The sequence below is a fragment of the Sphingomonas sp. AAP5 genome, assembly GCF_004354345.1.
GTDB lineage: Bacteria > Pseudomonadota > Alphaproteobacteria > Sphingomonadales > Sphingomonadaceae > Sphingomonas > Sphingomonas glacialis.
Genome location: NZ_CP037913.1, coordinates 2,049,574 through 2,074,121, shown reverse-complemented (window position 1 = coordinate 2,074,121; position 24,548 = coordinate 2,049,574). Strand labels below are relative to the sequence as shown.

26 protein-coding genes are annotated in these 24,548 nt (G+C 63.2%); 11 read left to right on the top strand and 15 right to left on the bottom strand.

Features of this window, described 5'->3' with window-relative positions; translation table 11 throughout:
* Positions 1-35 precede the first annotated feature (35 nt).
* The 4 genes from E2E30_RS09575 to E2E30_RS09560 all read left to right on the top strand — a co-directional run bounded on the left by E2E30_RS09575 (position 36) and on the right by E2E30_RS09560 (position 2,543).
* Positions 36-581: a hypothetical protein gene (locus tag E2E30_RS09575; protein WP_240698900.1), complete on the top strand. Its 546-nt coding sequence runs from the start codon at positions 36-38 to the stop codon at positions 579-581.
* An 83-nt stretch (positions 582-664) separates the two neighbouring features.
* Complete coding sequence (locus E2E30_RS09570) at positions 665-1,402, top strand: cytochrome b/b6 domain-containing protein (protein WP_240698899.1); 738 nt, start codon at positions 665-667, stop codon at positions 1,400-1,402.
* Positions 1,395-2,096: a VIT1/CCC1 transporter family protein gene (locus tag E2E30_RS09565; protein WP_133192024.1), complete on the top strand. Its 702-nt coding sequence runs from the start codon at positions 1,395-1,397 to the stop codon at positions 2,094-2,096. The genes E2E30_RS09570 and E2E30_RS09565 overlap by 8 nt, the downstream gene beginning before the upstream one ends.
* Before the next feature lie 195 nt (positions 2,097-2,291).
* Complete coding sequence (locus E2E30_RS09560) at positions 2,292-2,543, top strand: hypothetical protein (protein WP_206365548.1); 252 nt, start codon at positions 2,292-2,294, stop codon at positions 2,541-2,543.
* Between the two features lie 88 nt (positions 2,544-2,631).
* Here E2E30_RS09560 and E2E30_RS09555 read toward each other — a convergent pair whose 3' ends face one another.
* From E2E30_RS09555 to E2E30_RS09545, 3 genes are all read right to left on the bottom strand, one after another.
* Positions 2,632-3,186 carry a DsrE family protein gene (locus E2E30_RS09555; RefSeq protein ID WP_133189258.1) on the bottom strand — a complete coding sequence of 185 codons (555 nt, stop codon included), beginning with the start codon at positions 3,184-3,186 and terminating at the stop codon, positions 2,632-2,634.
* 89 nt (positions 3,187-3,275) lie between these two features.
* Positions 3,276-3,677: an ArsR/SmtB family transcription factor gene (locus E2E30_RS09550; RefSeq protein WP_133189256.1), complete on the bottom strand. Its 402-nt coding sequence runs from the start codon at positions 3,675-3,677 to the stop codon at positions 3,276-3,278.
* Positions 3,674-4,267 (bottom strand): peroxiredoxin, encoded by a 594-nt coding sequence (locus tag E2E30_RS09545; protein ID WP_240698898.1) that lies wholly within the window; start codon positions 4,265-4,267, stop codon positions 3,674-3,676. The genes E2E30_RS09550 and E2E30_RS09545 overlap by 4 nt, the downstream gene beginning before the upstream one ends.
* 161 nt (positions 4,268-4,428) lie before the next feature.
* On the opposite strand from E2E30_RS09545, the gene E2E30_RS09540 reads away from it, so the two are divergent.
* The 6 genes from E2E30_RS09540 to E2E30_RS09515 are packed head-to-tail and all read left to right on the top strand — an operon-like array spanning position 4,429 to position 9,547.
* On the top strand, positions 4,429-5,349 hold the full coding sequence (locus E2E30_RS09540; RefSeq protein ID WP_133189252.1) for an MBL fold metallo-hydrolase: 921 nt from the start codon (positions 4,429-4,431) through the stop codon (positions 5,347-5,349).
* Between the two features lie 17 nt (positions 5,350-5,366).
* Positions 5,367-5,786 carry a YeeE/YedE family protein gene (locus E2E30_RS09535; protein WP_240698897.1) on the top strand — a complete coding sequence of 140 codons (420 nt, stop codon included), beginning with the start codon at positions 5,367-5,369 and terminating at the stop codon, positions 5,784-5,786.
* The gene (locus tag E2E30_RS09530) at positions 5,786-6,229 is read left to right on the top strand and encodes a DUF6691 family protein (protein ID WP_133192023.1); all 444 of its coding nucleotides are present in this window, start codon (positions 5,786-5,788) and stop codon (positions 6,227-6,229) included. The genes E2E30_RS09535 and E2E30_RS09530 overlap by 1 nt, the downstream gene beginning before the upstream one ends.
* A 37-nt stretch (positions 6,230-6,266) precedes the next feature.
* The gene (locus E2E30_RS09525; RefSeq protein ID WP_133189248.1) at positions 6,267-7,925 is read left to right on the top strand and encodes a bifunctional protein tyrosine phosphatase family protein/NAD(P)/FAD-dependent oxidoreductase; all 1,659 of its coding nucleotides are present in this window, start codon (positions 6,267-6,269) and stop codon (positions 7,923-7,925) included.
* Positions 7,926-7,955: 30 nt separating this feature from the next.
* The gene (locus tag E2E30_RS09520; RefSeq protein ID WP_133189246.1) at positions 7,956-8,732 is read left to right on the top strand and encodes a sulfite exporter TauE/SafE family protein; all 777 of its coding nucleotides are present in this window, start codon (positions 7,956-7,958) and stop codon (positions 8,730-8,732) included.
* Positions 8,733-8,734: 2 nt separating this feature from the next.
* Positions 8,735-9,547 carry a TlpA disulfide reductase family protein gene (locus E2E30_RS09515; RefSeq protein WP_133189244.1) on the top strand — a complete coding sequence of 271 codons (813 nt, stop codon included), beginning with the start codon at positions 8,735-8,737 and terminating at the stop codon, positions 9,545-9,547.
* Between the two features lie 210 nt (positions 9,548-9,757).
* On the opposite strand, the gene E2E30_RS09510 is transcribed toward E2E30_RS09515, so the two are convergent.
* From E2E30_RS09510 to E2E30_RS09465, 10 genes are all read right to left on the bottom strand, one after another.
* A complete protein-coding gene (locus E2E30_RS09510) occupies positions 9,758-10,204 on the bottom strand; it encodes a periplasmic heavy metal sensor (protein ID WP_133189242.1) in 447 nt (148 codons plus the stop codon).
* Between the two features lie 3 nt (positions 10,205-10,207).
* The gene (locus tag E2E30_RS09505; protein ID WP_133189240.1) at positions 10,208-10,609 is read right to left on the bottom strand and encodes a hypothetical protein; all 402 of its coding nucleotides are present in this window, start codon (positions 10,607-10,609) and stop codon (positions 10,208-10,210) included.
* The gene (locus tag E2E30_RS09500; protein ID WP_133189238.1) at positions 10,602-11,159 is read right to left on the bottom strand and encodes an RNA polymerase sigma factor; all 558 of its coding nucleotides are present in this window, start codon (positions 11,157-11,159) and stop codon (positions 10,602-10,604) included. The genes E2E30_RS09505 and E2E30_RS09500 overlap by 8 nt, the downstream gene beginning before the upstream one ends.
* A 38-nt stretch (positions 11,160-11,197) precedes the next feature.
* Positions 11,198-11,656, bottom strand: a complete 459-nt coding sequence (locus E2E30_RS09495; RefSeq protein WP_240698896.1) for an EF-hand domain-containing protein — start codon at positions 11,654-11,656, stop codon at positions 11,198-11,200.
* A gap of 88 nt (positions 11,657-11,744) precedes the next feature.
* A complete protein-coding gene (locus E2E30_RS09490; protein WP_133189236.1) occupies positions 11,745-11,996 on the bottom strand; it encodes a GCG_CRPN prefix-to-repeats domain-containing protein in 252 nt (83 codons plus the stop codon).
* Between the two features lie 216 nt (positions 11,997-12,212).
* Entirely contained in the window at positions 12,213-13,577 is a 1,365-nt protein-coding gene (locus E2E30_RS09485; RefSeq protein ID WP_133189234.1) for a sensor histidine kinase, read from the bottom strand.
* Complete coding sequence (locus E2E30_RS09480; RefSeq protein ID WP_133189232.1) at positions 13,567-14,244, bottom strand: response regulator transcription factor; 678 nt, start codon at positions 14,242-14,244, stop codon at positions 13,567-13,569. The genes E2E30_RS09485 and E2E30_RS09480 overlap by 11 nt, the downstream gene beginning before the upstream one ends.
* Before the next feature lie 94 nt (positions 14,245-14,338).
* Complete coding sequence (locus E2E30_RS09475) at positions 14,339-16,117, bottom strand: SLC13 family permease (RefSeq protein WP_133189230.1); 1,779 nt, start codon at positions 16,115-16,117, stop codon at positions 14,339-14,341.
* Positions 16,114-16,551: a YidH family protein gene (locus E2E30_RS09470; RefSeq protein WP_133189228.1), complete on the bottom strand. Its 438-nt coding sequence runs from the start codon at positions 16,549-16,551 to the stop codon at positions 16,114-16,116. The genes E2E30_RS09475 and E2E30_RS09470 overlap by 4 nt, the downstream gene beginning before the upstream one ends.
* Before the next feature lie 96 nt (positions 16,552-16,647).
* The gene (locus E2E30_RS09465) at positions 16,648-18,393 is read right to left on the bottom strand and encodes a chloride channel protein (protein ID WP_133189226.1); all 1,746 of its coding nucleotides are present in this window, start codon (positions 18,391-18,393) and stop codon (positions 16,648-16,650) included.
* A gap of 312 nt (positions 18,394-18,705) precedes the next feature.
* Here E2E30_RS09465 and E2E30_RS09460 point away from each other — a divergent pair, with 312 nt between their 5' ends.
* The gene (locus E2E30_RS09460; RefSeq protein ID WP_133189224.1) at positions 18,706-19,383 is read left to right on the top strand and encodes a response regulator transcription factor; all 678 of its coding nucleotides are present in this window, start codon (positions 18,706-18,708) and stop codon (positions 19,381-19,383) included.
* Positions 19,384-19,486: 103 nt separating this feature from the next.
* Here the strand turns inward: E2E30_RS09460 and E2E30_RS09455 are convergent, their stop codons facing one another.
* Positions 19,487-22,030, bottom strand: coding sequence for a TonB-dependent receptor (locus E2E30_RS09455; protein WP_206365547.1), 2,544 nt, complete (start codon positions 22,028-22,030; stop codon positions 19,487-19,489).
* A gap of 174 nt (positions 22,031-22,204) precedes the next feature.
* The gene (locus tag E2E30_RS09450; RefSeq protein WP_133192020.1) at positions 22,205-23,485 is read right to left on the bottom strand and encodes a glycoside hydrolase family 130 protein; all 1,281 of its coding nucleotides are present in this window, start codon (positions 23,483-23,485) and stop codon (positions 22,205-22,207) included.
* Positions 23,486-24,548: the final 1,063 nt, after the last annotated feature.

The window sequence follows — 24,548 nt, the reverse complement described above, 5'->3', positions numbered from 1 at the left end:
TGCTCCTGTTCGTGATCGTATTGGGCGTGAACCTTATGCCAGCGTTCGGCCCGCCGACCTGGTCCATCATCGTGCTGTACGGCCTTGGCACGCAGATGCCGACGGTAGCGATCATCCTGACCGGTGCGCTTGCGGCCGCGCTCGGTCGTTTTGCCCTCGCGCACGCTTTCCGTCTGCTCGGCGGGCGCATCCCGGAGCGTATCCGGGATAATCTGGCGGCTGCACGCGATGCGCTTGAACGGAACAAGCGCGGCGGGCTCCTAGCGCTCGGGGTGTTTGCGCTTTCGCCGTTGCCCTCCGCACAGTTATTCGAAGCGGCAGGCCTCGCGCGCGTCCGTCTTGTCGGCTTCACGGCCGCCTTCTTTGCGGGGCGCCTGGTGTCGTATTCGATCTATGCAGTATCGGCCACCAGCATCCGGAAGTCGTCGATCGGAGACCAATTTCTGGAAATGTTCACCAGCCCGACGAGCATTGCCATCCAGGTTTTCATGATCGCGGCGCTGGTCGCGCTGATGCGGGTGGATTGGAGGAAGCGGCTTCGTGGCGGTCGCGCTGAAGAGACCGCCCTGCTGAAGCGCTGATCGGAGAGCGCTACGGAGATTGGCACCCACGTCAGGTTTTTGTCAGCAGGGCAGCGGATGGTGTCACCTCAACGGAGGTGATGATGCCCAATTTGTCGATGCCCGCTCCCTCGTCGGAGACTCCAGATGCAACGGCCCGCATTCGCGTGTGGGATGTGCCGGTGCGCGTGTTCCATTGGCTGCTTGTCGCGACGGTTCTGGTCGCATTCCTGTCGTCGGAGGAGGACAGTGCGCTCGCGCCGTGGCATATTCCGGCGGGGTGGGTCGCCGCCGGTCTCCTGGTCTTCCGGATCGTCTGGGGTTTCGTCGGCGGTGAGCATGCGCGCTTCGTCGACTTTCTGAAGCCGGGTAAGATCGTGCATCACCTCGGCGGCCTGGTTCGCGGCAAGCCTGACCGATCGGTCGGCCACAATGCGCTGGGCGCCCTCGCCATCATAGCGTTGTTGGGAACGGTCGCCGGCCTCGTCTACACCGGCGCCACGATGCGAGGCGAAGCCGAAGGCGGCATGCATGAGACGCTGGCCAATGGCCTGCTCGCGCTTGTCGCGCTGCACGTCGTTGCCGTGATCGCCATGTCGCTGCTGACCAGGGACAATCTGATCGGCGCGTTCATTACGGGTACCAAGCGTGCCGATCTGCATCCCGGGATCGGTGATGCACGTCCCCCGGCATCGCTGGCACTACCGATCGCAGCGGTCGCGATCGCGGGAACTACGTATGGGGTGACGCTGAACGATCCCCTAGCATTTACCCCCGGTACGCACGCCGATACCGGCGACCGCAGCGGTGGTGCGGAAAGAGGCGAACACGGCGATGACTAGGCTTCACCTTCACTCTGAGCGCCACTTGGTGTCCCGCATCGGCTGGCTGCGGGCTGCCGTGCTAGGCGCCAATGACGGCATCGTCTCGACCGCCAGCCTGATCATTGGCGTAGCGGCTGCGGCCGCAAAGCCCGGCGATATTCTTATCGCGGGTGCCGCTGGACTGGTCGCAGGAGCGATGTCGATGGCGGCCGGCGAATATGTCTCGGTCAGCAGTCAGTCGGACACCGAGCGGGCAGAGCTCGCACGTGAGCATGCGGAACTGGCCGCTGACCCGGAGGGCGAAGTCCATGAACTGGCCGGCTTCTATGTCAACCGCGGTGTCGATCCGGCGACGGCGGAGTCGGTAGCGCGGCAGTTGATGACCAAGGACGCGCTAGCCGCGCACGCGCACGACGAGCTCGGGATTTCGGAAATGACGACGGCGCGTCCGATCCAGGCGGCGCTGACCTCTGCCGCGACGTTCACGGCCGGTGCCGCCCTGCCGCTGGCGATCGTGATGCTCGCGCCCGTCAGCCGGTTGGTCATCATCGAGGCGACAGCATCGCTCTTGTTCCTTGCCTTGCTGGGAGCTGTCGGCGCACGCGTGGGTGGAGCGCCCGTGTGGAAGGCCACCGCGCGCGTCACGTTTTGGGGGGCATTGGCGATGGCCCTGACTGCCGGAATTGGCATGCTCGTCGGGCAGGCTGTGTGATGTCCGGCACACTCGAAACGCGCTTGGCAGCGAACAGGTGGTGACGAGCCGCGCGCGTGGCTGGAATGCCTTGGGCCGCAATCTCGGCGCCCGACGATGCGAGCTGTCGCTCGACGCGCACCGCGTCGCTCGCCAAGGTCGCCTGTCCTAGAATCCTGCGCCCGGCAACGTCGAGATCGACCGTTTGATCTGGCAGTGAAGCAGCGCAGACAGCTCCGCAATGCCATCCGCGGGCACTTAGCCGAATATGGCTGGGTCGCACCCGCGGGCGCAACTCACCTCGCGATGTTGGTGGACTTGCTCGAGGACGGTGAGATCGGCGGGACGCTGCACGAAACTGCGCGGCCTATGTTCGCAAAGATGGTCGAGATGCTGGCGGGCTCGACGCGCGGATCGCCGCGCTGGACAAGGAAATCGCGCGTCGTGCCCGCGACCCGCGAACCTTAGTCCTAAAGTGGGCAGGAGATCATTGGCACCGGTCGACAAGGCAATCCGAAGTGCAAACGATACCATCAGCTTATTAGCGATCAGGCCATCAGTCGGGAATGAGCGCATATCCGCGGAGTTGAAGATTGGCTAACGTGGTCAGCGCGGAGTCGTCGATGACGATTCCAGGCGTCACCTGATCCGCTAAGATACCACTCCCGATCATGGCCTGGCCACAGACCTGGACCGAAACGCCAGCCTTTTGAAGTGCCCTAATAAGAGCGACGTTCGGATTTTCTGCGATTTTGGTTCGCACGGCATAGGGTGCGTTCTGGAGAATGACCGGGGTGGCCGGGCCGTGAATGATCGCCACGATATCACCCACAGCCGGTCGTACGTTGTCCGCGCCCAGCAGGTTCACGAACCGAGCGACCTTTTCCAGGCTCGGATTGATCTTGTCAGTCGAGGCCGAAGGTTTCGTGATGTCGAATACGACTCGGTAGCGCAGCTTCGGATCCGGCCGCTCGGCAGCGTCTGGAACCGCTACGATCCCTCCGAATTGCGGAATGACCGGATAGAGCAGGCCGGCAGGTGCGGCGTGGATGGGACCCGTCATCAGTAGCAGGCTCGCGGATAGAAGGCTGGTGATCGTTTTTGTCGGCATGCTTCTGCTCCTGTGCTGAGTGGGCGGCAGTAGATCTTGGGCATTCCTACTCCGGACATGTTGGCGAGGCCTCCCTGTCGACCGGTTCCTCAACCGACACGCGCGAACGCCGCGGCGGCAACAGGTCGGCTGGGCTCAGCGGCGGTACTCGGCGCCGGCATCACAACGCGTTCGAGTGCCTTCGGTACGTCGGTGCCGCTGCCGAACATGGCTTCGATCGCGCGGACGCATACCGTTACGTCGTCATCCGCAAGGCGATAGAAAACCTGCTTGGCGGCCCGCCGCATCGTCACGAGATTTGCGCGTCTCAACTCGGCAAGCTGCTGGCTGAGCGCAGGTTGACCAATCCCGGTCGTTCGCTCGATGTCCGCTACGATCTGCTCCCCGTCCAACAGATGCGAGAGGATCATCAGGCGTTGCGGCTGTGCGTAGGTCTTCAGCCTTTCGGCTGCGGCATTCGCCATCTCGCGCGACTGGAAGATCGCGGTCATCGATCGGCCCTGGTCTGGTGGAACCAGTCGGCAGGCGCGTCTTCGCCAAGGGCCGCCCCCACCATGTCGCCCGGCGGAACCAGCACGTCCTCGCCAGGTTGCCATCCCGCGGGCGTCAAAACGGTGCCGTCGGCTGAGCGCTGCAAAGCAGCGAGCATACGGACCATTTCCTCGATCGAGCGGCCAACGGTCATCGGATACCAAGTCACACCTCTGATTACACCAGCTGGATCAATGAAATAGGTCGCGCGAACACTCGAAGCGTCAGCCGCATTCTCGTCGATCATGCCGTAGGCCCGCCCGACCGCCATCGAGGGATCCTCAACCACGGGAAACCGAACTTCGACACTGAACAGCTCGCGGATCGCCCGCAGCCAGGCGACGTGCGAGTACAGGCTGTCGACCGATAAGCCCAGCAGCGCGCAGTCCATGGCCTCAAACTCGGGTATTGCCTTGGCCAATGCGACGAACTCGCTCGTGCAAACCGGCGTGAAATCCGCAGGATGAGAAAAAAAGACGACCCAGCGGCCGCGATACTGGTCGAGGCTGACCTCGCCTTGCGTCGTGCGGGCACGAAAATTCGGTGCCATGTCACCGATCCGCAGAGGACGGGGCCCAGCGGGGCTGGTGCCTGTGGCTTCATCTGTTTGCATCATCGTCATCCGATTGCCTCGACACCCTAATACAAGCAACGTATATACGTAATTACTGATGTATTGTAAGTCTGAAACTATGGTGTATATGGACCGTCATGACCGACATGATTCTTGCCGCAGCCGCCGCTCAAGTGTCCGCCGCGCAGCGCTCGCCAAAACTCGTGGTTCGCAGCTTTTTTGACGAGCCGACGAACACGGCGAGCTATGTCGCGCATGATCCTACGACGCTCCGCGCCGCCATTATCGACAGCGTGCTCGACTTTGATGCCGCGGCGGGTCGCACCGATACCGCTTCGGCGGATGCGATCATTGCCTATGTCCGCGACGAAGGGCTGGTGATCGACTGGCTGTTGGAGACGCACGCGCATGCCGATCACCTTTCGGCAGCGCCCTATTTGCAGAAGGCGCTTGGCGGAGCGCTCGCGATCGGCCGCGACATCCTTCGCGTTCAGGAGGTCTTCGGGAAGATCTTCAACGAGGGCACCGACTTCGCCCGCGACGGATCCGAGTTCGACCGGCTGTTCGACGATGGCGACCAGTTCGCAATCGGCTCGATCCCGGCGATCGCGCTTCATGTGCCTGGGCATACCCCGGCCGACATGGCCTATGTGATTGGTGACGCAGTGTTCACTGGCGATACGCTGTTCATGCCCGACTACGGTTCGGCCCGCGCCGACTTCCCCGGCGGGGATGCGCGGCAGCTCTACCGCTCGATCCGGCGGCTCCTGGCCCTTCCGGTCGAAACGCGGCTGTTCCTGTGCCACGATTACAAGGCACCGGGCCGCGACCGCTATGTGTGGGAGACGACCGTTGGCGCGCAGCGTACCGGCAACGTCCATGTCCATGACGGTGTCGGCGAGGACGCGTTCGTCATGATGCGAACGGCCCGAGACGCCACCTTGTCGATGCCCAAGTTGATCCTGCCCTCCATCCAGGTGAACATGCGCGGCGGGCACCTTCCCGAACCCGCAGCCAACGGCACGCGCTACCTCCAGATTCCGCTGAACGTTCTTTGATGAACTGGGCAGGAGCCATGCCGCTCGCCGGCTTGACCGGCGGCCTGATGATCGGCCTCGCCGGCGCGATCATGCTGTTGGGACTCGGTCGGATTGCCGGGGTCAGCGGTCTCGCCGCGCGCGCGACCGGGATCGCACGGGGCGGAACGCCGTGGCCACTCGCCAGCGCGTTCATCGTCGGCCTGCCGCTTGGCGCCTGGCTGGTGACATTTGTCGCCGGCACGGTGACGACGCGATTTCCGACGTCGATCACGGTCCTTGTCGTCGGTGGCCTGATCGTGGGCTTCGGCACGCGCATGGGCAGCGGTTGCACCAGCGGACATGGCGTCTGCGGATTATCGCGGCTGTCACCGCGATCGATAATGGCGACGGCGAGCTTCATGGCAGCGGGTTTCGCGACGGTCGCAGCCATGCGCGTCATGGGGCTGACCTGGTGATGCGTCGCGCGACGATCGCTTTGCTCGCCGGCGGCCTGTTCGGCGCGGGCCTTGCGCATTCCGGCATGTCGGACCCCACCCGGGTTCGCGCCTTCCTCGACCTGTTCGGCGGGGCATGGGATCCGACGCTCGCCTTTGTCATGAGCGGTGCGATCGTCCCGATGGCGGTTGCCTGGCGGATCCGGCGGCGGCTTGACGCTCCGCTTGTCGACACGGCCTTCGCGCTGCCCGCGACATCTGGGCTTACGCCGTCGTTGGTCGGCGGGTCTGTTTTGTTTGGGATTGGGTGGGGCATCGCCGGGCTCTGCCCGGGGCCTGCCATCGCCGACCTCGCTATCGCCCCTGGTCCCGCAGCCATCTTCGTCGTCGCAATGCTTGGCGGGATGATTCTGCATCGTCTGCTGTCTGTCCCCCCGGCGAAGCGGGCTCCCGAGGGCCGCTGAGCGCATCCTATCACCCTATCGCTTGAAGGACGGCTCCATGACCATCAAATCCCTCACACCGAACCTGTCCGTCTCGCCGCAGTTGACCGAGGCGGATGTCGTCCAGGCCGCGCGGGATGGTTTTCGCGCGATTATCGACAACAGACCGGACGGCGAGGGACCTGGTCAGCTTTCGGCGGCCAAGATGGCTGAACTTGCAGCAAACCACGGCATGGCGTTTGCGCATGTGCCAGTCATCTCGGGCAAGATCGGCGATGAGGACGTCGCGCGCATGGCCGACGTCCTCGCGCGCTTCGAGGGACCGGTACTGGCCTATTGTCGCACCGGCACGCGTTCGACATCGCTGTGGGCGCTTTCTCAGGCTGGATCCATGTCGGCGGATACGATCCTCAAGACTGCGAGCAACGCTGGCTATGACCTGGCATCGCTTTGGCCCCGGCTGGAAACCACCACGGCAATTCCTGAGCAGGCACGGCCGGCGCGCGCGGACATCGTAATCGTCGGCGGCGGATCGGGGGGGCTGGCGACGGCGGCATCGTTGCTCGAGCGCGATCGCACGCTCGACATCGTCGTTATCGAGCCACGCACCGAGCATGACTATCAGCCCGGCTGGACGATGGTCGGTGGGGGCATGTTCGATGCCAAGGATACCCGGCGGCCCGAAGCGAGTGTGATCCCTGCCGGTGTGCGCTGGATCAAAAGTGCGGTCACGAGCTTTGCGCCTGACCGTAACGCCGTGACGTTGGAAGATGGATCCACGGTCGGCTACCGCGCCCTGGTCGTCGCGCCCGGAATCGCACTCGACTGGGCCGGGATCGATGGACTTGCCGACACGCTCGGTCGCAATGGGGTCACCTCGAACTACAGCTATGCGACTGCCCCCTATACGTGGGAGCTGGTACAGGCCTTGAAGGGCGGCACAGCGGTGTTCACGCAGCCGCCAATGCCGATCAAATGCGCAGGCGCGCCGCAGAAGGCGATGTACCTGTCGTGCGACCATTGGCAGCGGCAGGGTGTGCTGAAGGACATCGATGTCCAGTTCCGCAATGCCGGTGCCGTGCTATTCGGCGTGAAGGAGTTTGTCCCGCCGTTGATGGAATATGTCGAACGCTACGGCATCGACCTCCAGTTCGAATCCACCCTAGTCGCGGTCAATGGAGCGGATCGCACCGCCACCTTCAAGGAGAAGGGTGGCGAGGTGACGATCGCGTTCGACATGCTCCATGTCACGCCGCCGCAGAAGGCACCGACATTCGTGGCGCATAGCCCGCTCGCCAATGATGCAGGCTATGTCGATGTCGATCACACCACCCTGCAGCACGTTCGCTACGCCAACATCTTCGGGTTGGGCGATGGTGGATCGACGCCAAACGCCAAAACTATGGCTGCCGCGCGCAAGCAGGCTCCGATCGTCGCGGAAAACCTACTGTCGGTGCTGGCCGGCAAAGCGCCGACGGCGATCTACGACGGCTATGGTTCCTGTCCGTTGACCGTCGAGCGCGGCAAGATCCTGCTCGCTGAATTCGGGTATGACGGGAAACTGCTGCCGAGCTTCCCGAAGTGGATCATCGAGGGCACGAAACCCCAGCGCTTGTCCTGGTTGCTGAAGTCCGAAGCGCTGCCGTGGATCTACTGGAACGGCATGCTCAAGGGGCGTGAGTGGATGGCGCAACCCACGCATCGCAAAGCCGCCTGAGCCATTCCCGCCGTCCAAGGTCCGTGTTTCATGCTCGATACCATCCAATACATGCTGGGCGCATTGTCCGGAGGTCTGGTCGGCTTCACCCTCGGCTTGGTCGGCGGCGGCGGCTCGATCCTTGCCGTGCCGCTGATGGTCTATCTGGTCGGCGTTACCAATCCACACGTTGCAATCGGAACGAGCGCGCTTGCGGTAGCGGCCAACGCCGCGACCGGGCTGCTCAGCCACGCACGCGCCGGCACCGTCAAATGGCGCTGCGGCCTCATGTACGCGGGGGCAGGGGTGCTCGGTGCATTCGCGGGCTCGACGGCGGGTAAAGCCATGGATGGCCAGCATCTGCTGTTTCTGTTCGCCATTGTCATGGTCGTGGTCGGCGTCCTGATGCTGCGTGGCCGCCGCAATCTCGGCGTCAAGGGTGCCGCCTGTAACCGTGAGAATGCTCCGAAGGTTTTGGGGTTCGGGCTTGGCACCGGAATTTTCTCGGGCTTTTTCGGCATCGGCGGGGGATTTCTGATCGTTCCTGGCCTTATCGCATCGACCAAGATGCCGATGATAAATGCGGTCGGGACATCGCTCGTGGCGGTCGCGGCATTCGGTCTCGCGACCGCGGCGAACTACGCGCTGTCGGGCCTTGTCGATTGGCCGTTGGCCGGCATCTTTATCGCTGGTGGCATCGTCGGCGGCATGTTCGGAACGGTCGCTGCAAAGCGCCTCTCCGGCCGCGGGACGCTAACGACCGTCTTTGCGATCCTGATCTTCGTCGTTGCAGGCTATATGCTGTGGAAGAGCGCGGCGGCCCTTTGACGATGGGCGACACCGTCTCAATCGGACCGCTGATGATCGCTACCGATCGACTGCTGGTGCTGGCCGCAATCTTAATGTTTCTTGGCGTGTCGGCAGCCCTGACGCGAAACTCGCCGCGACCGACGTCGAATGCGGCAACGGTTGCGGTCATTGCAGGCCTGGTGGCGGCACGTATCGGTTATGTTGCCGCGCATGTCTCAAGTTACAGAGACGAGCCGGCGTCGATCTTCGCATTCTGGCTGGGCGGTTTTTCCCCGATCACCGGCCTTGTGGGAGCGGCAGCGGTGCTCGTCGTGGCGCTGCGCCGTTCGGGGGCGCTTTATAGGTCGTTGGCCAGCCTCGGGGCTGCGGCCGTGTTTTGGACAGCGGCTACCCACCTTTTAATCGAAGATGCGGTTAAGCCCCTTCCTAAAGGGCTCATTGCCTATTCGCTCGATGGCACTCCGGTCGCGATCGATACACTTCGCGGCAAGCCGTTCCTTATCAATCTGTGGGCGACCTGGTGTGGGCCGTGCCAGCGTGAAATGCCGATGCTTGTCCAGGTAGCGGCAGCGCGTCCGTCCGTGCCCATTCTGTTTATCGATCAAGGCGAAACGCAGGCTGCCGTAACGGCCTTCCTCGCCGCGAAGCGGCTCACATCGCCGCATGTGCTCCTCGACCGTAGCCAGGATTTTGGCCGCGTCGCCGGCTCCGGCGCCTTGCCGACCACCCTGTTCGTCGCGCGTGACGGTATGATCCGGAATAACCACGCCGGTGAGATTTCCCGAGCCGCGCTCGATGATGCCATCAGCGATCTTCAGGAGCCGCGTCGATGAAACCTATAAAGGCTACGACTGTGCTACTCGCGGTCCTTGCCGTTACAGGCTTTGGCATTTAGCAGTCGGACACCTTCGTTTCGCCCGCGGCTGCTGCCACGATAACCAAGACATCGATTCTGGAGGATCCTGTCGCGCCGAAGCGCTACGTACCTCGGTGGTGCTCCACCGCCTCTTCAAAAGCGACGCTTCGGAGTTCCGTCGCGACGGTCAGTCGATTGCCTGGCGCGCCTTTTGTGCACGGCGCTGCATCGCGTCGGCCAACTTGGCCCGATCGGCGGGCGGCAGCGACGCTGCATAAGCGACGGCACGCCGCTCGACTGTGGCCCGAACCGCCATGTCGGCATTTCGCGCCCGGTCGAGCGCAGCGACGACGGCCGCCTGATCGATCACTGGCTGGCGCAGCAACGCTGCTGCCTCCGTCCTCGCTGCGCGCCCCGCGATGACTGTCGGGCGCATTGCCCGGCGCGCCTGACGTAGCGCGGTGCGAAACGGACGCCGCTCTGCCACGGGCAGCTCGGAACCAGCGATCCGCAGCGAACCTGCATTGATCATGCGGCCGCCCGATCGCAGAGATATGAAACCTGCCACCAGCGCGCCTGCCAGGAACAGGTTCACGATGATGGACACTAGAAGAGCGATACGAAGCTTGCCCATCGATCAGCTCTCCGATCCGGCAACGTCGCCGAACGACGTGCCGCTGTCCGATGGGGTATCGGGAGGTGCGACAAATGCGACCGCAGCGGTCCCCGCCGTTGCACCTGCCAGCGCCGCCGCAATCCCGACGCCTGACCACCATAGCTTTGCGCGGCCCGCGATCTTGCGCGTGGGGGCCGGCGCGTCGGCGATGACTCGTGCGCGCAAGGAGAGAGCCGCCGGCGAAACCCGCCACGTATCGAGCTCTGCATCCAGCGCGAATGCGTCCGCGAGGACGTGGCGCGCCGCAGGCTGTACGGCAAGCGCCATGGCAGCGTCCCGATGCTCCTCAGGCCAGCGTGCGATTACCCCGCCATATGCGTCCGCCAGTTCCTGGAAACGCGCGAGGGTCAATGGTTCACGCATCCGTCGCCTCCTGCGGGTGAGCGAGCCGCGCACGCAATGTGCGTCGCCCTCGCGCCAATAACGATTCTAGCGCCTCGACGCTGATATCCAGGGCCGAGGCAGCGTCCGCACCCGACATATCCTGATAGTGGACCAGCAGTATCGCCTCGCGCTGGCGCTCCGGCAGCGCGGTGATCGCATCCGCGACCGCGCGCTCGCGTTCGGCCTCGATCAGTCGAACTTCGGCATCGGGGGTCGGGTCGACCGGCTCCGGGACGGTATCGCCTGCAAGCTCGCGTCGTCGACGCAGCCGGTCGCGGCACAGGTTGAGAACGACCGTATGAAGCCAGGTGTCGAACCGCGCCCGGCCAGGCTGCCAGCTGCCGGCATTCCGCCAGACCCGAACGAACGCTTCCTGCGCCACATCCTCGGCTTCGGTCGTATCGCGGAGCATACGCGCAGCCAGGCTCAGGATGCGGGGAAGCTTCGAGGCCACGAGCATCCGCGTCGCGGCGGGTTCGCCGCGCCCGACACGCTCGATGAGCTTCGAGTCCGGATCCTGATCGCTCAAGCGCGCGCGCCCTCAGGCCCATCCCGGTCGATCCATTATCAGGACTCCGATCCGTCGCCTGCATCCTTGCCCTTGCGGGCATGCGCTGCAGCGCGCTCGTCTGCGCTGAGCAGACCGTCGCCGTTCGTGTCCAGGCGCTTGAAGCGTCGGCTCAGCATCGCATCGATCTCCGCCTTGTCGAGCGTACCATCACCATTGGCGTCGAGCTTGGCGAACCGCTTTGCCGGGTCGGCTTTGCCGCCTTTGCCCGCAGCGAGAAACTCCGCGCGGCTGACCTTACCATCGCTGTCGGTATCGGCGGCCAGAAGTTTTCGCGCATGTCGCGCTTGGTACGTCGACAAGCTCACGCTTGCCGCCGTCGCGGCTGTTTCCTGTTTCACTGGAGTTCCCTGACCGACGGGTTGTGCGCAAGCGCCGGTCGGCGTCAGCACCACCGCCACAAATGCGGTGCGGCCCAGCAGCATCTTCGACTTATTCTTCATTCGGATCGCCTTCATGGGTGAAGATGTCCCTCGCGCAGTGACCCAGCGGGCCAGTGGGAACCGCAGGGAAGCCGATCACGGCTGTCCCTGCGGAAGGTGGACCTCAGCGGTAGCGCCAGCCGCCATGCCAACGATAGCGATGGCCATAATAGCGACGACCGTCCCAATACCCGCGGCCGGGGTAGAAGACGCCGATCCGCACGCCTGGTGCGACGATCGGTCCGCCGCGATTGGGGCGGCAATAGCCGGCAGGGCCACGATGCGCGCCGACGCCACAGCCCTGCCGAGCGTCTGCAGGCGCAACGGCGCTCAATGCCGCACCAGCCGCGAGCGCGGCCAACAGGATTTTTCTCATGATGCTTTTCCTTGCATACGTTGCCTGGCACCCGTTTGGCGACCAGATGACCGTTGAACGCAGCTCTTCGCCATTTCCGTCGCAGTAAGCTTCCCCGTTCCCATTTCTCTGTTCGAAATAGCGGAGAGCGGGGTGCGGCATGAAGAACCCGATGTCTTCCAACGAACGCGCGGCCCCGCTCGATACGCGCTATCCAGAATCGCGCATGCTAAAAATTCACGCCTGCTGTGCGATCAAGGCCCGGATGCGTACGATCAAGCCCGGCGACGCATCGTCGAGTTCCAGCCCGAACCCATGCAGGTGGGTGATGGCTGCAACGATGCTCAGGCCAAGACCGGTACCGGGAATGCCTGCGGCATCGACGCCCCGGTAAAAGCGTCGCAGCGCGGCCTGTCGATCAGATGCTGCAAGACCTGGCCCGTTGTCCCGGACGACGATCACGATCGCGCCTGCCTCGGTCACGACTGACAGGATGATACGGCCACCCGCACCGGTAAATTTTATAGCGTTATCGAGGAGATTGCTGACCGCCTCGAACAGCAATTGCGGGTCACACCGGATCGTCGCGTCGGAAATTTCTCCGAGTTCGAGCGCTACGCCCGCCTCCTCGGCCAGTGGCTCATACAGATCGCAGACGCTTCCAAGTAACGGAGCCATGGGAACCGTCGCGAACCCGGCTTGCCGACCACGCGCCTCCAACTGCGAGATGCGCAGCAGCGCGGCGAACCGCTCGAGCACGAGATCCAGATCGATCGTCGCGGCCTTGGCGAGAGCGACGGATCGGGGGTCCGAATCGGGCAAGGCGATCGCGCGCTGCAAATGTCCCCGGACGTGAGCGAGCGGCGTCCGAAGATCGTGGGCGATCGCATCGGTGACACCCTTTACCTGTGCCACGACGCGTTCGACCTCTTCGATCATCGTATTTACCGTTCCTGCGAAGAGATCGAGTTCGTCACTGCGCGCGCTGACGGGCATGCGCAGATCGAAGCGCCCGGCTGCGATGGCACGACTTGCCGCCTGCAGGTCGCGCACGCGGCGCAGCGGTGCCAGACTCAACAAGACGCCCGCGCCGAGCACCAGCATCACGAACGCAATGCCGCTGCCTATCAGGATCTGGAGAATGCGCAGCCGCAGGTCGACGATCGGCGCAATGTCGCGTGCAATGAGAATTGTCTCGCCGGTCGGAGCCTGGATCGCCAGCACCCGGAGCGGCCCATGAACGCCCGGCTTGGCCGAAATATTGACGGGATGATCGAACTTGAACGTGCGCACGACGTGCAGATTGCCGACAATCGTCTCGCCACTTCGCGATTGCAGTGCAAATGAGTTGAGCCCGCTGGCGCTGCGGCCGATCTCGCGGACGATCCGATCGGGAAGACTCTCGGCCGAACTGGCCCGCAAGCGTACGGCTTCGATCCGAAGGACACGATCGGTGCGAAGAGTCAGCTCGCGCGCTGACAAGCCGTAGATCAGCCCCAGCAGCGCGACCACCCCTGCCGCGAACACCAGACCCAGCAGCGCCGTCAGCCTGAAGGTGCTCGTCTTGCGGATCTGGTCGAAATGCAGCCGTTCAAACGGCATCGAAACGATATCCTTCACCCTTCACGGTGACGATCGCGGACGGTCGCCCCGGGCGATCGAGCTTCTTGCGGAGGCGGCCGATATGCACATTGATGAGGTTTGCGCCCGGATCGAAATAGTAACCCCAGACCTGCTCGAAGATGATGCGACGGCTCAACGTATCGCCGGCGTTGCGCACGAGAAACTCGAGCAAGCGGTACTCCATATGCAACAGACGCACGGGTTGGCCGTCGACGGCCACCTCGCGGCGAACGACATCGATCGTAATGCTTCCGGCGTGCAGCAGCGCGGCAGGGCTCGACTCTTCGCGCCGACGCAGCAGCACCTCGACCCGCATCGCCATTTCCTCTGGCGCGAAGGGCTTTACGAGATAATCGTCACCGCCCGCACGCAACCCCGCGATCCGCTCGTCGATGTCGCTGAGCGCGCTGATCATCAACACGGGCAGAGAGATGCGCCGAGAACGCAATTCCGAAACCAGCGAAAGACCATCGAGCCCCGGCAACATCCGATCGAGCGTCGCTGCGTCAAACGGTTCCCGGGTCGCGCGCTCGAGCGCCGATCTTCCGTCCGCTTCGTGCGTCGCGACATGTCCATGCGCCGTCAGCGCACCGATGATCTGGTCGGCAGTGTCCGAATCGTCTTCGATGACAAGAATTTTGGCCATGGCGCGGTCTCATACTGCGCTTGGGCGCGCTTTGGCGAGGCGGCCCGGCTTTGGCAGGAGCAGCGCGACCGAATTGGCCGGCGCGCCGATACGTTCAAAGGCCCAGATGCCAGATCCAGGCGATCATTGGCGTCCCCACAAGAATGACGAGGAACGATAGTGGCAATCCGAGCCGCCAATAATCGCCAAAGCGATATCCCCCCGGTCCCATCACCAGCGTATTGCACTGATGACCGATGGGGGTGAGAAAATCGCACCCCGCGCCGGTCGCCACCGCCATCAAGAACGCGTCGGGACCCAGGCAAAGACCTTTGGCGACGCTGACCGCGATCGGCCCCAGCACGAGCACGGTCGGTGCGTTATGCAAAAACGGCGAGCAGGCCATTGCGACGATCATGATGGCACCGAGCGCCAGCATCGGCGCCAGGCCGTGCAACTGGCCGACGAGCAGCTGCGCGACGAGGTCGGTCCCGCCGGTCTGTCGCACCGCTTCGCTCAAAGGCGTCAGCGCGCCGATCAAGATCAACACTTCGGGCTCAAGCGATTCGATCGCCTCGCGCATCGACAGGGCTCCGACGACGACCATCATCACCGCTGCCCCAAAAAAGGCGGTCGCAACCGGCACGACGCGCAATGCAAGCAACAGCATTGCCACGGCAAGGATCAGCACGGGCAACCAGCGCCCGCGCTGATCCCCGATCCGCACTGATCGTTCGGCGAGTGGCAGCAGACCGAGGTTGGCCATCGTATCGGGCAATGCGGTCTCGCCGGCGCGCAGCACCAGCATATCGCCGGCGCGCAAGCTGACATCGCGCATGCGATCGGTGATGCGTTCGCGATTGCGCGCTATGCCAAGCAGTTGCACGCCATAGCGCTCCTGCATCCGGGTGCGCTCGGCCGTCTCGCCGATCAGCTGGGAATTGGGCTGAACGACGGCCTCGATCGTGCGCGTCTCCTCGGCAGCGCTTTCCTTCTCGAGCGACGCCTTGTCGCGCTCCGAGGTCAGCGGCAAGCGCGCCAGCGCCCGGTCGAGCGCGGCGTCGTCTCCCTCGAGGATCAGCGTTGCGCCTGCGACGAGCGGCATCTCGGGCGTCGGCGATCGACGCGCGCCATCGGGCAGGATGAGCGCGAGCGGCTTCACGCCGTCCTCGTCCAGTTTGAGGTCTGCGACAGTCTGGAGGGTCGCCGGCAAGGAATCGGCTATCTTGGCCTCGGTGCTGTAAGGCGCAGCCGCCGTCACTTCGCCCAATGCCGCGCGACCCTGCCGGTCGCGGGGCAGCAAGCGCCAGCCAAAGCTGACGAACACGAGCCCGAGCAGCGTGAGCACAAGACCGACTGGCGCGAAATCGAACATGTGGAAGGGCTGGCCCAACGTCTGCTCGCGCACCTGGCTTACGATGATGTTGGTCGAGGTCCCGACCAGCGTCACCAGACCTCCAAGCAGCGACATGAAGGACATCGGCATAAGCAAGGATGTGGGGGACGATTCCTTTTCGCGCCCCATGCGCAGCGCGACCGGCATCAGGATCGCGAGCGCGCCGACATTCTTGGTGAAGATCGAGAGCATGGCGGTTGCGCCAGCCATGACGGGTACCTGCGACCGAGGGCGCTTCAGCCGAGCGGTCACCGGCCGGATCGCCCATTCGATTACGCCGGACCGCGCAATTCCGGCACTCACCACCAGGGCGGACGCGATGATGATGACGACATCGCTGGTAAAGCCGCTGAACGCCGTTTTGGCAGGCACGACGCCGACGACGAGGCCGACGAGCAAGGCTACCAGCGAGACGAGATCATAGCGGAAGCGACCCCACGCAAAGCAGAGGATGGCACCACCGATAATCGAAAAGGAAAGAACCTGTTGCGTCGTCACCGCGCCCACATCCCGACCAAGGCGGCTAAGCTTACCAGCACCAAGACACCGTTGACCAGGATCAGCAGCGCCGGCGGAATGCGGCGCGTATCGGGGCAGGGTGGCGCGACCTTCCCGATCTGCCGCCATACCGCCGCGGCGAAACAGAAGGCGCTGAACAAGATCAGCACCGATCCGGCAAGATCGATCAGCCAGTTGGCCACAAGCGTGTTGAGTAGCGAGCGCGCGCCAATGCCCGACGCCAGAGCGGCGAGACCGGTGCGTACCCAGGCAGCATAAGTGCGCTCGGCCGCGAGCACGGTTCGGTCCGCTGCAAGTTCGGTGCGACGGTCGGCGCTTTCGGTCTGCTGTTCAGCGCTTTGCGTCAGCTTGCCCGCGCTGTCGGCGAGTTTCGAATGCGTCCTTTCGACGTCCTTTTGCTGCTGAGCTTCCATAGCGCGGTCCAACGCGCGAAGCGGGTTTTCGTTACGCCTGGGGCCAATCGCGACCCGTTGGATCCTCGGCCGATCAGCTGCCCGCATCAAGTCAAATTAGCCCTCCCCGAACAGCTCGCGCTGGCTCTTGTCCAGTTCCTCGCCATAGCGTCGGCGAACGAAGGCTTCGGAGAGCAGGCCGAGGATCGACCGGTCCTCATCCAGCACGGCGAGCTCGTCCGCGCCCGACGCGTCGAAACGCTTCATGATCGCCAGAATGTCCATCTCGGGCGTCAGCGCGGCGTCCTTGTTGACGGCCAGCGTGGCAACGTCATTCGCCGGATCGACCCCTTCGGCATACGCAGCCGCGGTCTGTGCAATGCCGGCATAGTGGCCAGCTGCATCGACGAGCACCACGCGGCTGGTTGCACCAAGCGGAAAGCACCGACGAAACTCGTCGATCGTCAAATCGGCCTGCGTCTTGCTCGTTTCGCGGCGCATTATCCGACCGGCGGTTAGCGAACGAACCCACCCGATGTCGCGCGCACTCTTGATCGTCTCGCCGCGCAAGTGCAGCCGCCAGGTCGAGAAGGAATAGCCGAACGCTGCGCGCACCAGCGTGGACGCGACCAGCGAGGCGGCCAGCACCGCACCCGTCAACGACCAGTTGCGGGTCGCCTCCAGCACCAGCATTGCCATGGTGAAAGGGCCGCCGATGACCGCGACCGCAAGCGCGGCCATGCCGACCATCGCCGCATTCGAAGGATCGATCACGGGATAGCCGACCGCCAGCTCGAGGAGACCCGCGAACAGATGCCCGGCCAGCGTCCCGAGAAACAGCGAGGCAAAGAATAGGCCGCCGCGGAAGCCGAAGCCAAGCGAGATGATCGAGGCCAGGCTTTTGAGCGCCAGGACCAGCGCGATGAAGCCGAGCGAAGTGCCGATCATCAGATCGGCATGGAGCGCGCCATGCCCAGCCGACAGCGCCTGCGGGGAGATCATTGCGACCGGTATGAGCAATGCGCCGCCCACGGCCGGCCGCGCCCAAGTGGGCAACTTTGCCCGCCGTGCGCCAGCCTCGACCAAGGCCACTGCACGCATCAGCGCGATGCCAATTAGGGCGCAGATCACGGCCAGCCCGGCGTAGATGAGGTAATGGTGGGTTTCGACCTGCGTGCCCGACACTTCCTCGATCAAATAGGGTTGCGCTCCGCAAAGCTGGGCGACGAAGGACCCAGTCAGTGCAGCCGCGACAACTGGGGCCAGCGATACGGGCGTATAGGCGCCGATCACGATTTCGAATGCGTAGAAGGCGCCTGCCAGCGGTGCCCCGAAGGCTCCGGCGATCGCGGCGCCGGCACCCGCCCCGACGAGGATGCGCAGGTCCGAGCGGCGAAGATTGAGGGCCTTGCCAGCGAAGGATGCCAGAGCGCCGCCGACCTGCGCATAGGCTGCTTCCAGCCCAACCGATGCGCCAAACCCGTTCGACACAACTGTCTGGCCCGCGATGATCAGGCTGTCCGGCATCGAAATGCGGCCGCCGTGCAGCGCGTTCGCTTCCACCGCGTCCACGAGCCGCCGTCGGCGGACCTTGGTAACCCAGGAAAAGAGCGCCAGCAGTGCGCCACCGAGCGGCAGCGCCAATAACGCCGACCAGCCAAGCGTTGGTAACGAACTGAGCCGCGTCGTTGCCGGAAGCGCAAACAGCCAATGCTGCAGGGTTCGGGCAAGCGCGCCGATGACTGCGCTTGCCAAGCCAGAGCATGCCCCGATGCCAACGGCGACCAAGATGAATGCGAGCTCGCTGGCGCGGGTCTGACGGCGCAGTGTTGCCCATGTTTTGAGAAGAAAGCGCGTGCTCATCCAGTCCTGCCTAGAGATTCCTGCCGCGCGATCATAGTCGATCGTCCCCGCCTATATGCGGTGCCAGCGGCGTAAGCAGCTGCGACACGCAGCGCTCTGACCGTGGGCGGTGCTCCGTCTCCTCACCCATTGCCGAGGCGAATCCGTCGGCAAGCGCAGGCCAGTCGATGAGCACGCTGCCTTGACCAGCTCGATCGAGGATCGCGAAGTGAATTTCATTTCACTTTCCGGACGTTCGAGATTGGGAGATAGGAAAGTTCGTCATCGCGGCATGCGAGGCATGAATATTTACAGATAAGGCGAATAATCGCGGTGAGATTTCTTATAATTTCATCGGATGATCGAACAACGCATCAGCTGATCAGCCAGTGCGTTGCTTCAGGCTATCCATATCATTCGGATGCCAGCGGACTAATTGCGCTTTCATTGCCTGAGAGCAATGAATTCGATGTCATTGTAGTCGACGATTGCGCACCTTATCTTCAAGGCCCAGAGGTCGTTCGCCATTTACGGCGACGCAATGTGCGCGAGCCGATTGTCCTGCTGTCCCAGCACAACAGCGTCGGGCTGCGTCGTGTGGCGCAGGATGCAGGTGCGGATATCTTCCTCGCCAAGCCAGTGACGGCGACCGAGATCGAACACCATGCGAACGCAGTGTTGCATCCGCAGACAGCCGCTGCACGGATCAGTCGTATTCGGCTGGGTGAATTGGAGATCGACCAGGGCGCGCGCACCGTCGCTCGGGGCAATCGGTGTGTCGCGCTCAGTCGCACGCAGATCCGATTGCTCTGGGCCTTGGCCGAACGCGCGGGGACCGTTGTACCCCGAGAGAATCTCTACGCGAGCATCTGGAAATTTCGGGATGATGCGGTTGCGAGTACGCTCACATCGACGATCGCGGAGGTGCGCCGCCGGTTAACGATGCTTGACGCCGATGAGGTGATCGTGACTGCCCGCGGGGTCGGCTATATGGCGCTCGCCAGGGGCTGACCGCGGTAAGACGTTTCACGACAGCGGGTTTCGCTTTTGCGGCGCAAGTCGGAGAAGGCAGCTGGAACCCCGCCCGAAGGAAGGGTTCCAGCGCTTTACGAGGTCAGAACTTCGCCGAGAGTTCGAGGCCCCAGGTCCGCGGCGGGTTGTAGTTGGCGTAATCGCCGAGGATGCCACTGTAGCTGGTCGAAACCAGCTTGGCCCCATTGTAGTTGTAGGTCGGCGACGAATTCGCGGCCGAACGACGGTAGATGTAGGTCGTGTCGAGCAGGTTGCGCGCCCACACCGATACCGTGACCTTGTTATGGTCAGTGACCGAAATATCGGCGAGAGCAAGGCGCCCGTTCATCACGAAGCTTGCGTCGGTCTTGGTCGGTTCAAGCTGGAAGCTGTACTGGCTGCTCGCATAGTTACCGTCGAGATGGAGACGAACGCTTGCGTCGCCGATGTGAACCGGGGTGACGTAATCGATCGAGCCCGAAGCGGCGTTCGTCGGGGTGTAGACGATGTAGAGCTGCTGCGGGAGACCGCCGGTGATCGAGTTCACCGCCGACGGGGCCTTCCAATAGGTGTAGGCATACGAACCCGTGAGCGTCAGTTGCGGGAACGGCTTGACCGTCAGATCGGCTTCGATTCCGCGGATCTTGCTGTTGCCGGCGTTCTGGGTCTGCTCGATGTGCGAGTTGATCGTCGGGCTGCCGGTGGCGGTGTCGTACAGATCGAAGTCGAACTGTGTGTTGCTCCGGTCCATGATATAGCCGGCAAGGTTCAGACGCGCGCGATGGTTCCAGAAGTCCATCTTCGCGCCGATTTCATACGACTTGACCGACTCTGGACCAAAGGCGTTGAAGCTCTGCGAGCGGTCGTTCGCACCGCCGGCACGGAAACCGGTGGCGTATTTCGCGTACAGGTGAATGTCGCGCGTTGCATCGACGGCGAGGTTTAGCATCGGGTCGAAGCGATTGACCTCGTTCGAGAACGAGAACACGCCGTTGATCGCATTGTTCGGCGTTGTGTCACCGTTGACGATCGACAGTGTGCCGCGGCGCTTGTCCTTTGTGTAGCGACCACCAGCGGTCAGGTGGACGATGTCCAGACCGGCGGGGGTATAGGTCAGGTTGCCGAACACCGAATAATTGTGATCGCTCGCCTGGCTGTCGCGCGTGATGAATTGGTAACCAGGCTGATAGCCCGAGTTCGCCGACGTGATGGCCCCGCTGACGATCGGGCTGCGGATCGTGTAGGCCGTGCCGTCAGCGTTCCAAGTGTTGGTTGTTGGCGTGGCCGCATATTCGCTCGTGTCTTCGGTGTAATAGTAAGCACCGACGACATAATCGAACTGCGGAATGCTGCCGACGGCCTGGAATTCCTGGCTGAACTGGTGCTGCCGAAGGAACGACAGGCTGTAGCGGCTGAAGGTCGCGTTCGGCGCATAGGTCACGCGCTCTGGGCCGCCCGAATTGTCCCACTGGTCCGTGCTGACGCCGCGCCAGGCGGTGATCGAGCGCAACTCGATCCAAGGTGCGAGCTTGTATTTCAGGTTGGCCGAGAAGCCGTGCGTGATGTCGGTGCTGACCTGTTGCGGCACACCGACGTCGGCAACGGTTTGACGCTCGCTATGGACGCCGACGAGCGGCGCCTTCGGCGCAATACAGGGATTGCTCACGCCGCCGGTAGCGGGAACGGCCACGTTGCAGTTGGTCCCGTTGAACTGAAGCGTGGTGCCGGTAGCACCCCCATAGGTGCCGACGTTGTACCCGTTGGGGTTGTAGCTGACCAACTGGCTGTACTGCGGGGTATTGTCGTCCTTCGCATAGTCATAGGCGAAGTCGGCGGTTAGGCCTTCGATCGGCTGCCAGCGGGCTGCCGCGCGTCCACCCTTGCGGTCGTAATAGTTCCAGCCGACCGAGCCGGCGAGCGGATTCTTCACGGTCGCGTCTTGATGCTGGTAAACGCCGTCGAACTTCAGCGAGATATTGTAGAAGGAGGGCAGATCGACATGCAGATCGGCATTGTGGCTGCCATAATTGCCGACGCCAGCCGTCATGCGGCCGTCGAAAACGCCGGTTGGGGCCTTCGTTACCAGCGACAGCGCGCCGCCTTCGGTGTTGCGGCCGAACAGCGTGCCCTGCGGGCCTTTCAGCACTTCGATGCGCTCGATGTCGAACAAGGCGGCGTTCAGGCCCTGCGTCTTGTTGAGTGCGACCCCGTCGATATAGACGCCAACGCCCGCGTCACGCGCGGTCTGGTTCTGATCGTACGGCACGATGCCGCGGATGCCGATCGTCAACGCCGACTGACGCGCCTCGAACGTCGCGATGCGCAACGACGGGATCGAGCCATCGGCGAGGTTGAACAGGCTGAGCACATGCCGATCGGCGATCCCCTGCGAGTTCAGCACGCTGATCGAGATCGGTGTCTTCTGCAGGTTTGTCTCGCGGCGCGTCGCGGTCACGACGATGTCGCCGATTCCAGCGCTTTGATCCTGGGGCGCTGCGGCGGGCGTGGTGGTGCCGGTGTCAGCGGCCGGCGTGGTTGCCGGAGCATCGCTGGCGGGTGCCGTTTGCGCGAGCGCCGGAGACGCCAGGACAGCAATCAAGGCGCTGCCGACCAACAAGTGAAGGCGCAGACCGGTTGCGTGAAGCATAAATGGGTTCCCTTAGCTTTGGACACTTTTGTCCTTGCCAGGCGGCCGCTACACGCGACGGGGGTCGGGGCGATTACATCGACCGTAACAAAAACGCCGCAATTTGCATGTTGGGGCGAATAACCGAAATATGGCGGCGACGGCTTGGATCGGCCTTATCCGATCTTCGCCGCCTTACGCCTCCATCACGGAGAGCAGGTCGTCGACGCTTCCGGTAGCGAAAGCGGTGTACTCATCACCAATGGCGTACGGTAGAAGGATGCGCCGTCCGTGGAGCAGCGCACCACAGCTGTAGGTCACGTTCGGGACATAGCCGCCGCGCTGTTCGGCCGAGGGGAACAGGAGCGGGGAGGGTGTTCTGGCAAGGACCTTGCTCGGATCGTCCTTGTCGAGCAGGCACGCGCCGACGCAATAGCCACGGATCATGCCGACGCCGTGCGTGAACAGCAGCCAGCCTTCATCGATTTCGATCGGCGAGCCACAATTGCCGATCTGGACAAACTCCCATGGGTATCTCGGCCCCATAATCCGCGTCCCCTTTTCCCAAGTGTGGAGATCGTCGGAATAGAGCAACCAGAGGTTCACGCTGTCCTGGCGGCCGATCATGGCGAACCGCCCGTCGATCCGGCGCGGGAAAAGCGCCATGCCCTTGTACCCCGCCATGTCCCCGGTGAGCGCGCGCATCTCGAAGGTTCGCTGATCGACGCCGCGCAGCAGTTCCGCGCGCGCCGCGCTGCCATCGAACGCAGTGTAGGTTCCGATGACGCTTTCAACCCCGTCATGATCGGTGAAGCGGACGAGACGCAGATCCTCGACGCCCTGTCGCTGGCTGGGGAGGATCGGGAAAATCACGGTCTCGGAAATGTCCTGACTGTCGTCGGCCCGCATCCGCACCCAGCCATCGTTGTCGCTTTCGATCCGGGGCGGAACGCCTTGCGCGCTCGGCGGATCGACGATCAGCCCGGTGCCCCCGTCCCACAGCCCGGTCCTGAACGTCACGGACGAGATATGACCCTCGCCGACGCCGCGCAACGAAACGATGAAGCGAACGCTTTCGTCGTTTGGATCCTGATCGGGTACGGTCACGATGCTCGGGTTGAACAATGCGGCAGACTCGAATGCATATTCCTGGCTGTAATACGCCCCAAGCAGAAGCCGATCACGCTCGGCCTCGACGTGGATGTCTGCGAGCTCGCCCTCCATTTCCCCAAATCGCCGTAGGAAAAGGTCCTTCACATTGTGGTGGCGTGCTTCCATCGCGTCCGTAAGGAGGCTCAGCATGCGGTCGCGGGTCTTGGGCTCGAGCGCAAGTACGCGCGTCGCGACGTCCTGGATACGGGTCGGTTCCTGTGCAAATGCATCCGGATAGGCAAAGCTGAACGGCCGGATGACGGTGCGCGAGGGGTCCGGCTTGAGTTCCACGTCTAGGGTCGTGAACACATCTGCTGCGATCATCAGCTCGCCTCCTTTGGATACCTTCCGAACGGAGGCGATACTCCCGCCGAGCGCGATGGGTCCGCGGTGGAGCGTCTGACTGGTAAAATTCATGGTGCGGCCAGCGCCGCATCGGCGACAGGGCCATGATTTGCCACGGTGGATTACGTCGGCGCCCTGCACGCCAACAGTTTGCCCGACGGGGGCGTTAGGATGCAGCGGCGGAGGCGGATCGCCCGCGGCGCTGGATGACGGCGCGCCTGGCCTTCGGTGCCGCGCCATCGCGCCAAGTGAAATTCATTTAAGATGCGCCACGCCTTGATCGGTGTAGGTTCAAGACCGTTATTCCATTCCGCCGAGTGCAAGACCCACATGCCACCGGATCGATCGACGAAGACTTCGACTAGGCGGCGTAAATATCGGTGCGCGGGGACGGATTTAGCGGCACAGTTTTGCTGACCTGAAACGATTGCCCATCCTCAAACACCGACGAAAGGCGATATTCAATATGATGCTCTTTGCAGCTCTGATCCTTGCCTCCCTCGATCCGGCGCAAGATTCGCATTGCTTGTTTACAGGATGGAGCACGGTCTGCCGTAAAGCGCGCGCTTCGAAGCCGGTGAAGCACTGCGTAGCAACGTCTTCCGGGGAGACCTGCTCGCCGCCGTCAACCGACAGAGCGACTGCGCCAGATGGCAAGGCCGACACGGCGCCGACGACCGCTCCCAAACCGTCAAATCCTCAAAACGACTAGTCGGTTCGTTTCACGGCGCATGAGCGTGCGGTCCTGGCGCCTGCATCTCGCAATTTCAGTAATCTCGTCATGCTATGTTGTTGCGACAACTTGGGGAAAGTTTCGTTTAGCAAGCGGTTGTGAGAAATTCGCTTTAGGTCGACGGCCGCCTAGGGGTGTTGCCCCTGGTTCTCCGGTGACCCCAATGCCGATCTATCCAGAGCCTCCCGAGCAGGTTTGGGACGTACAACCCGACGATGATGTTTGGGCGACTTGTTCACTATGTAACATGGAGTGGCATCCGCCATCGGCGCGGCCGTTGATGGGCAAATTTCTTCATCGAAGACGGGT

Excerpts from the sequence above, each read along its gene's own strand:
- E2E30_RS09575 (WP_240698900.1), top strand. The coding sequence starts at position 36 with ATGCCAGCGTTCGGCCCGCCGACCTGGTCCATCATCGTGCTGTACGGC.
- E2E30_RS09570 (WP_240698899.1), top strand. The coding sequence starts at position 665 with ATGCCCAATTTGTCGATGCCCGCTCCCTCGTCGGAGACTCCAGATGCA.
- E2E30_RS09565 (WP_133192024.1), top strand. The coding sequence starts at position 1,395 with ATGACTAGGCTTCACCTTCACTCTGAGCGCCACTTGGTGTCCCGCATC.
- E2E30_RS09555 (WP_133189258.1), bottom strand. The coding sequence starts at position 3,186 with ATGCCGACAAAAACGATCACCAGCCTTCTATCCGCGAGCCTGCTACTG.
- E2E30_RS09550 (WP_133189256.1), bottom strand. The coding sequence starts at position 3,677 with ATGACCGCGATCTTCCAGTCGCGCGAGATGGCGAATGCCGCAGCCGAA.
- E2E30_RS09545 (WP_240698898.1), bottom strand. The coding sequence starts at position 4,267 with ATGGCACCGAATTTTCGTGCCCGCACGACGCAAGGCGAGGTCAGCCTC.
- E2E30_RS09540 (WP_133189252.1), top strand. The coding sequence starts at position 4,429 with ATGACCGACATGATTCTTGCCGCAGCCGCCGCTCAAGTGTCCGCCGCG.
- E2E30_RS09535 (WP_240698897.1), top strand. The coding sequence starts at position 5,367 with ATGCCGCTCGCCGGCTTGACCGGCGGCCTGATGATCGGCCTCGCCGGC.
- E2E30_RS09530 (WP_133192023.1), top strand. The coding sequence starts at position 5,786 with ATGCGTCGCGCGACGATCGCTTTGCTCGCCGGCGGCCTGTTCGGCGCG.
- E2E30_RS09525 (WP_133189248.1), top strand. The coding sequence starts at position 6,267 with ATGACCATCAAATCCCTCACACCGAACCTGTCCGTCTCGCCGCAGTTG.
- E2E30_RS09520 (WP_133189246.1), top strand. The coding sequence starts at position 7,956 with ATGCTCGATACCATCCAATACATGCTGGGCGCATTGTCCGGAGGTCTG.
- E2E30_RS09515 (WP_133189244.1), top strand. The coding sequence starts at position 8,735 with ATGGGCGACACCGTCTCAATCGGACCGCTGATGATCGCTACCGATCGA.
- E2E30_RS09510 (WP_133189242.1), bottom strand. The coding sequence starts at position 10,204 with ATGGGCAAGCTTCGTATCGCTCTTCTAGTGTCCATCATCGTGAACCTG.
- E2E30_RS09505 (WP_133189240.1), bottom strand. The coding sequence starts at position 10,609 with ATGCGTGAACCATTGACCCTCGCGCGTTTCCAGGAACTGGCGGACGCA.
- E2E30_RS09495 (WP_240698896.1), bottom strand. The coding sequence starts at position 11,656 with ATGAAGGCGATCCGAATGAAGAATAAGTCGAAGATGCTGCTGGGCCGC.
- E2E30_RS09490 (WP_133189236.1), bottom strand. The coding sequence starts at position 11,996 with ATGAGAAAAATCCTGTTGGCCGCGCTCGCGGCTGGTGCGGCATTGAGC.
- E2E30_RS09485 (WP_133189234.1), bottom strand. The coding sequence starts at position 13,577 with ATGCCGTTTGAACGGCTGCATTTCGACCAGATCCGCAAGACGAGCACC.
- E2E30_RS09480 (WP_133189232.1), bottom strand. The coding sequence starts at position 14,244 with ATGGCCAAAATTCTTGTCATCGAAGACGATTCGGACACTGCCGACCAG.
- E2E30_RS09470 (WP_133189228.1), bottom strand. The coding sequence starts at position 16,551 with ATGGAAGCTCAGCAGCAAAAGGACGTCGAAAGGACGCATTCGAAACTC.
- E2E30_RS09465 (WP_133189226.1), bottom strand. The coding sequence starts at position 18,393 with ATGAGCACGCGCTTTCTTCTCAAAACATGGGCAACACTGCGCCGTCAG.
- E2E30_RS09455 (WP_206365547.1), bottom strand. The coding sequence starts at position 22,030 with ATGCTTCACGCAACCGGTCTGCGCCTTCACTTGTTGGTCGGCAGCGCC.
- E2E30_RS09450 (WP_133192020.1), bottom strand. The coding sequence starts at position 23,485 with ATGATCGCAGCAGATGTGTTCACGACCCTAGACGTGGAACTCAAGCCG.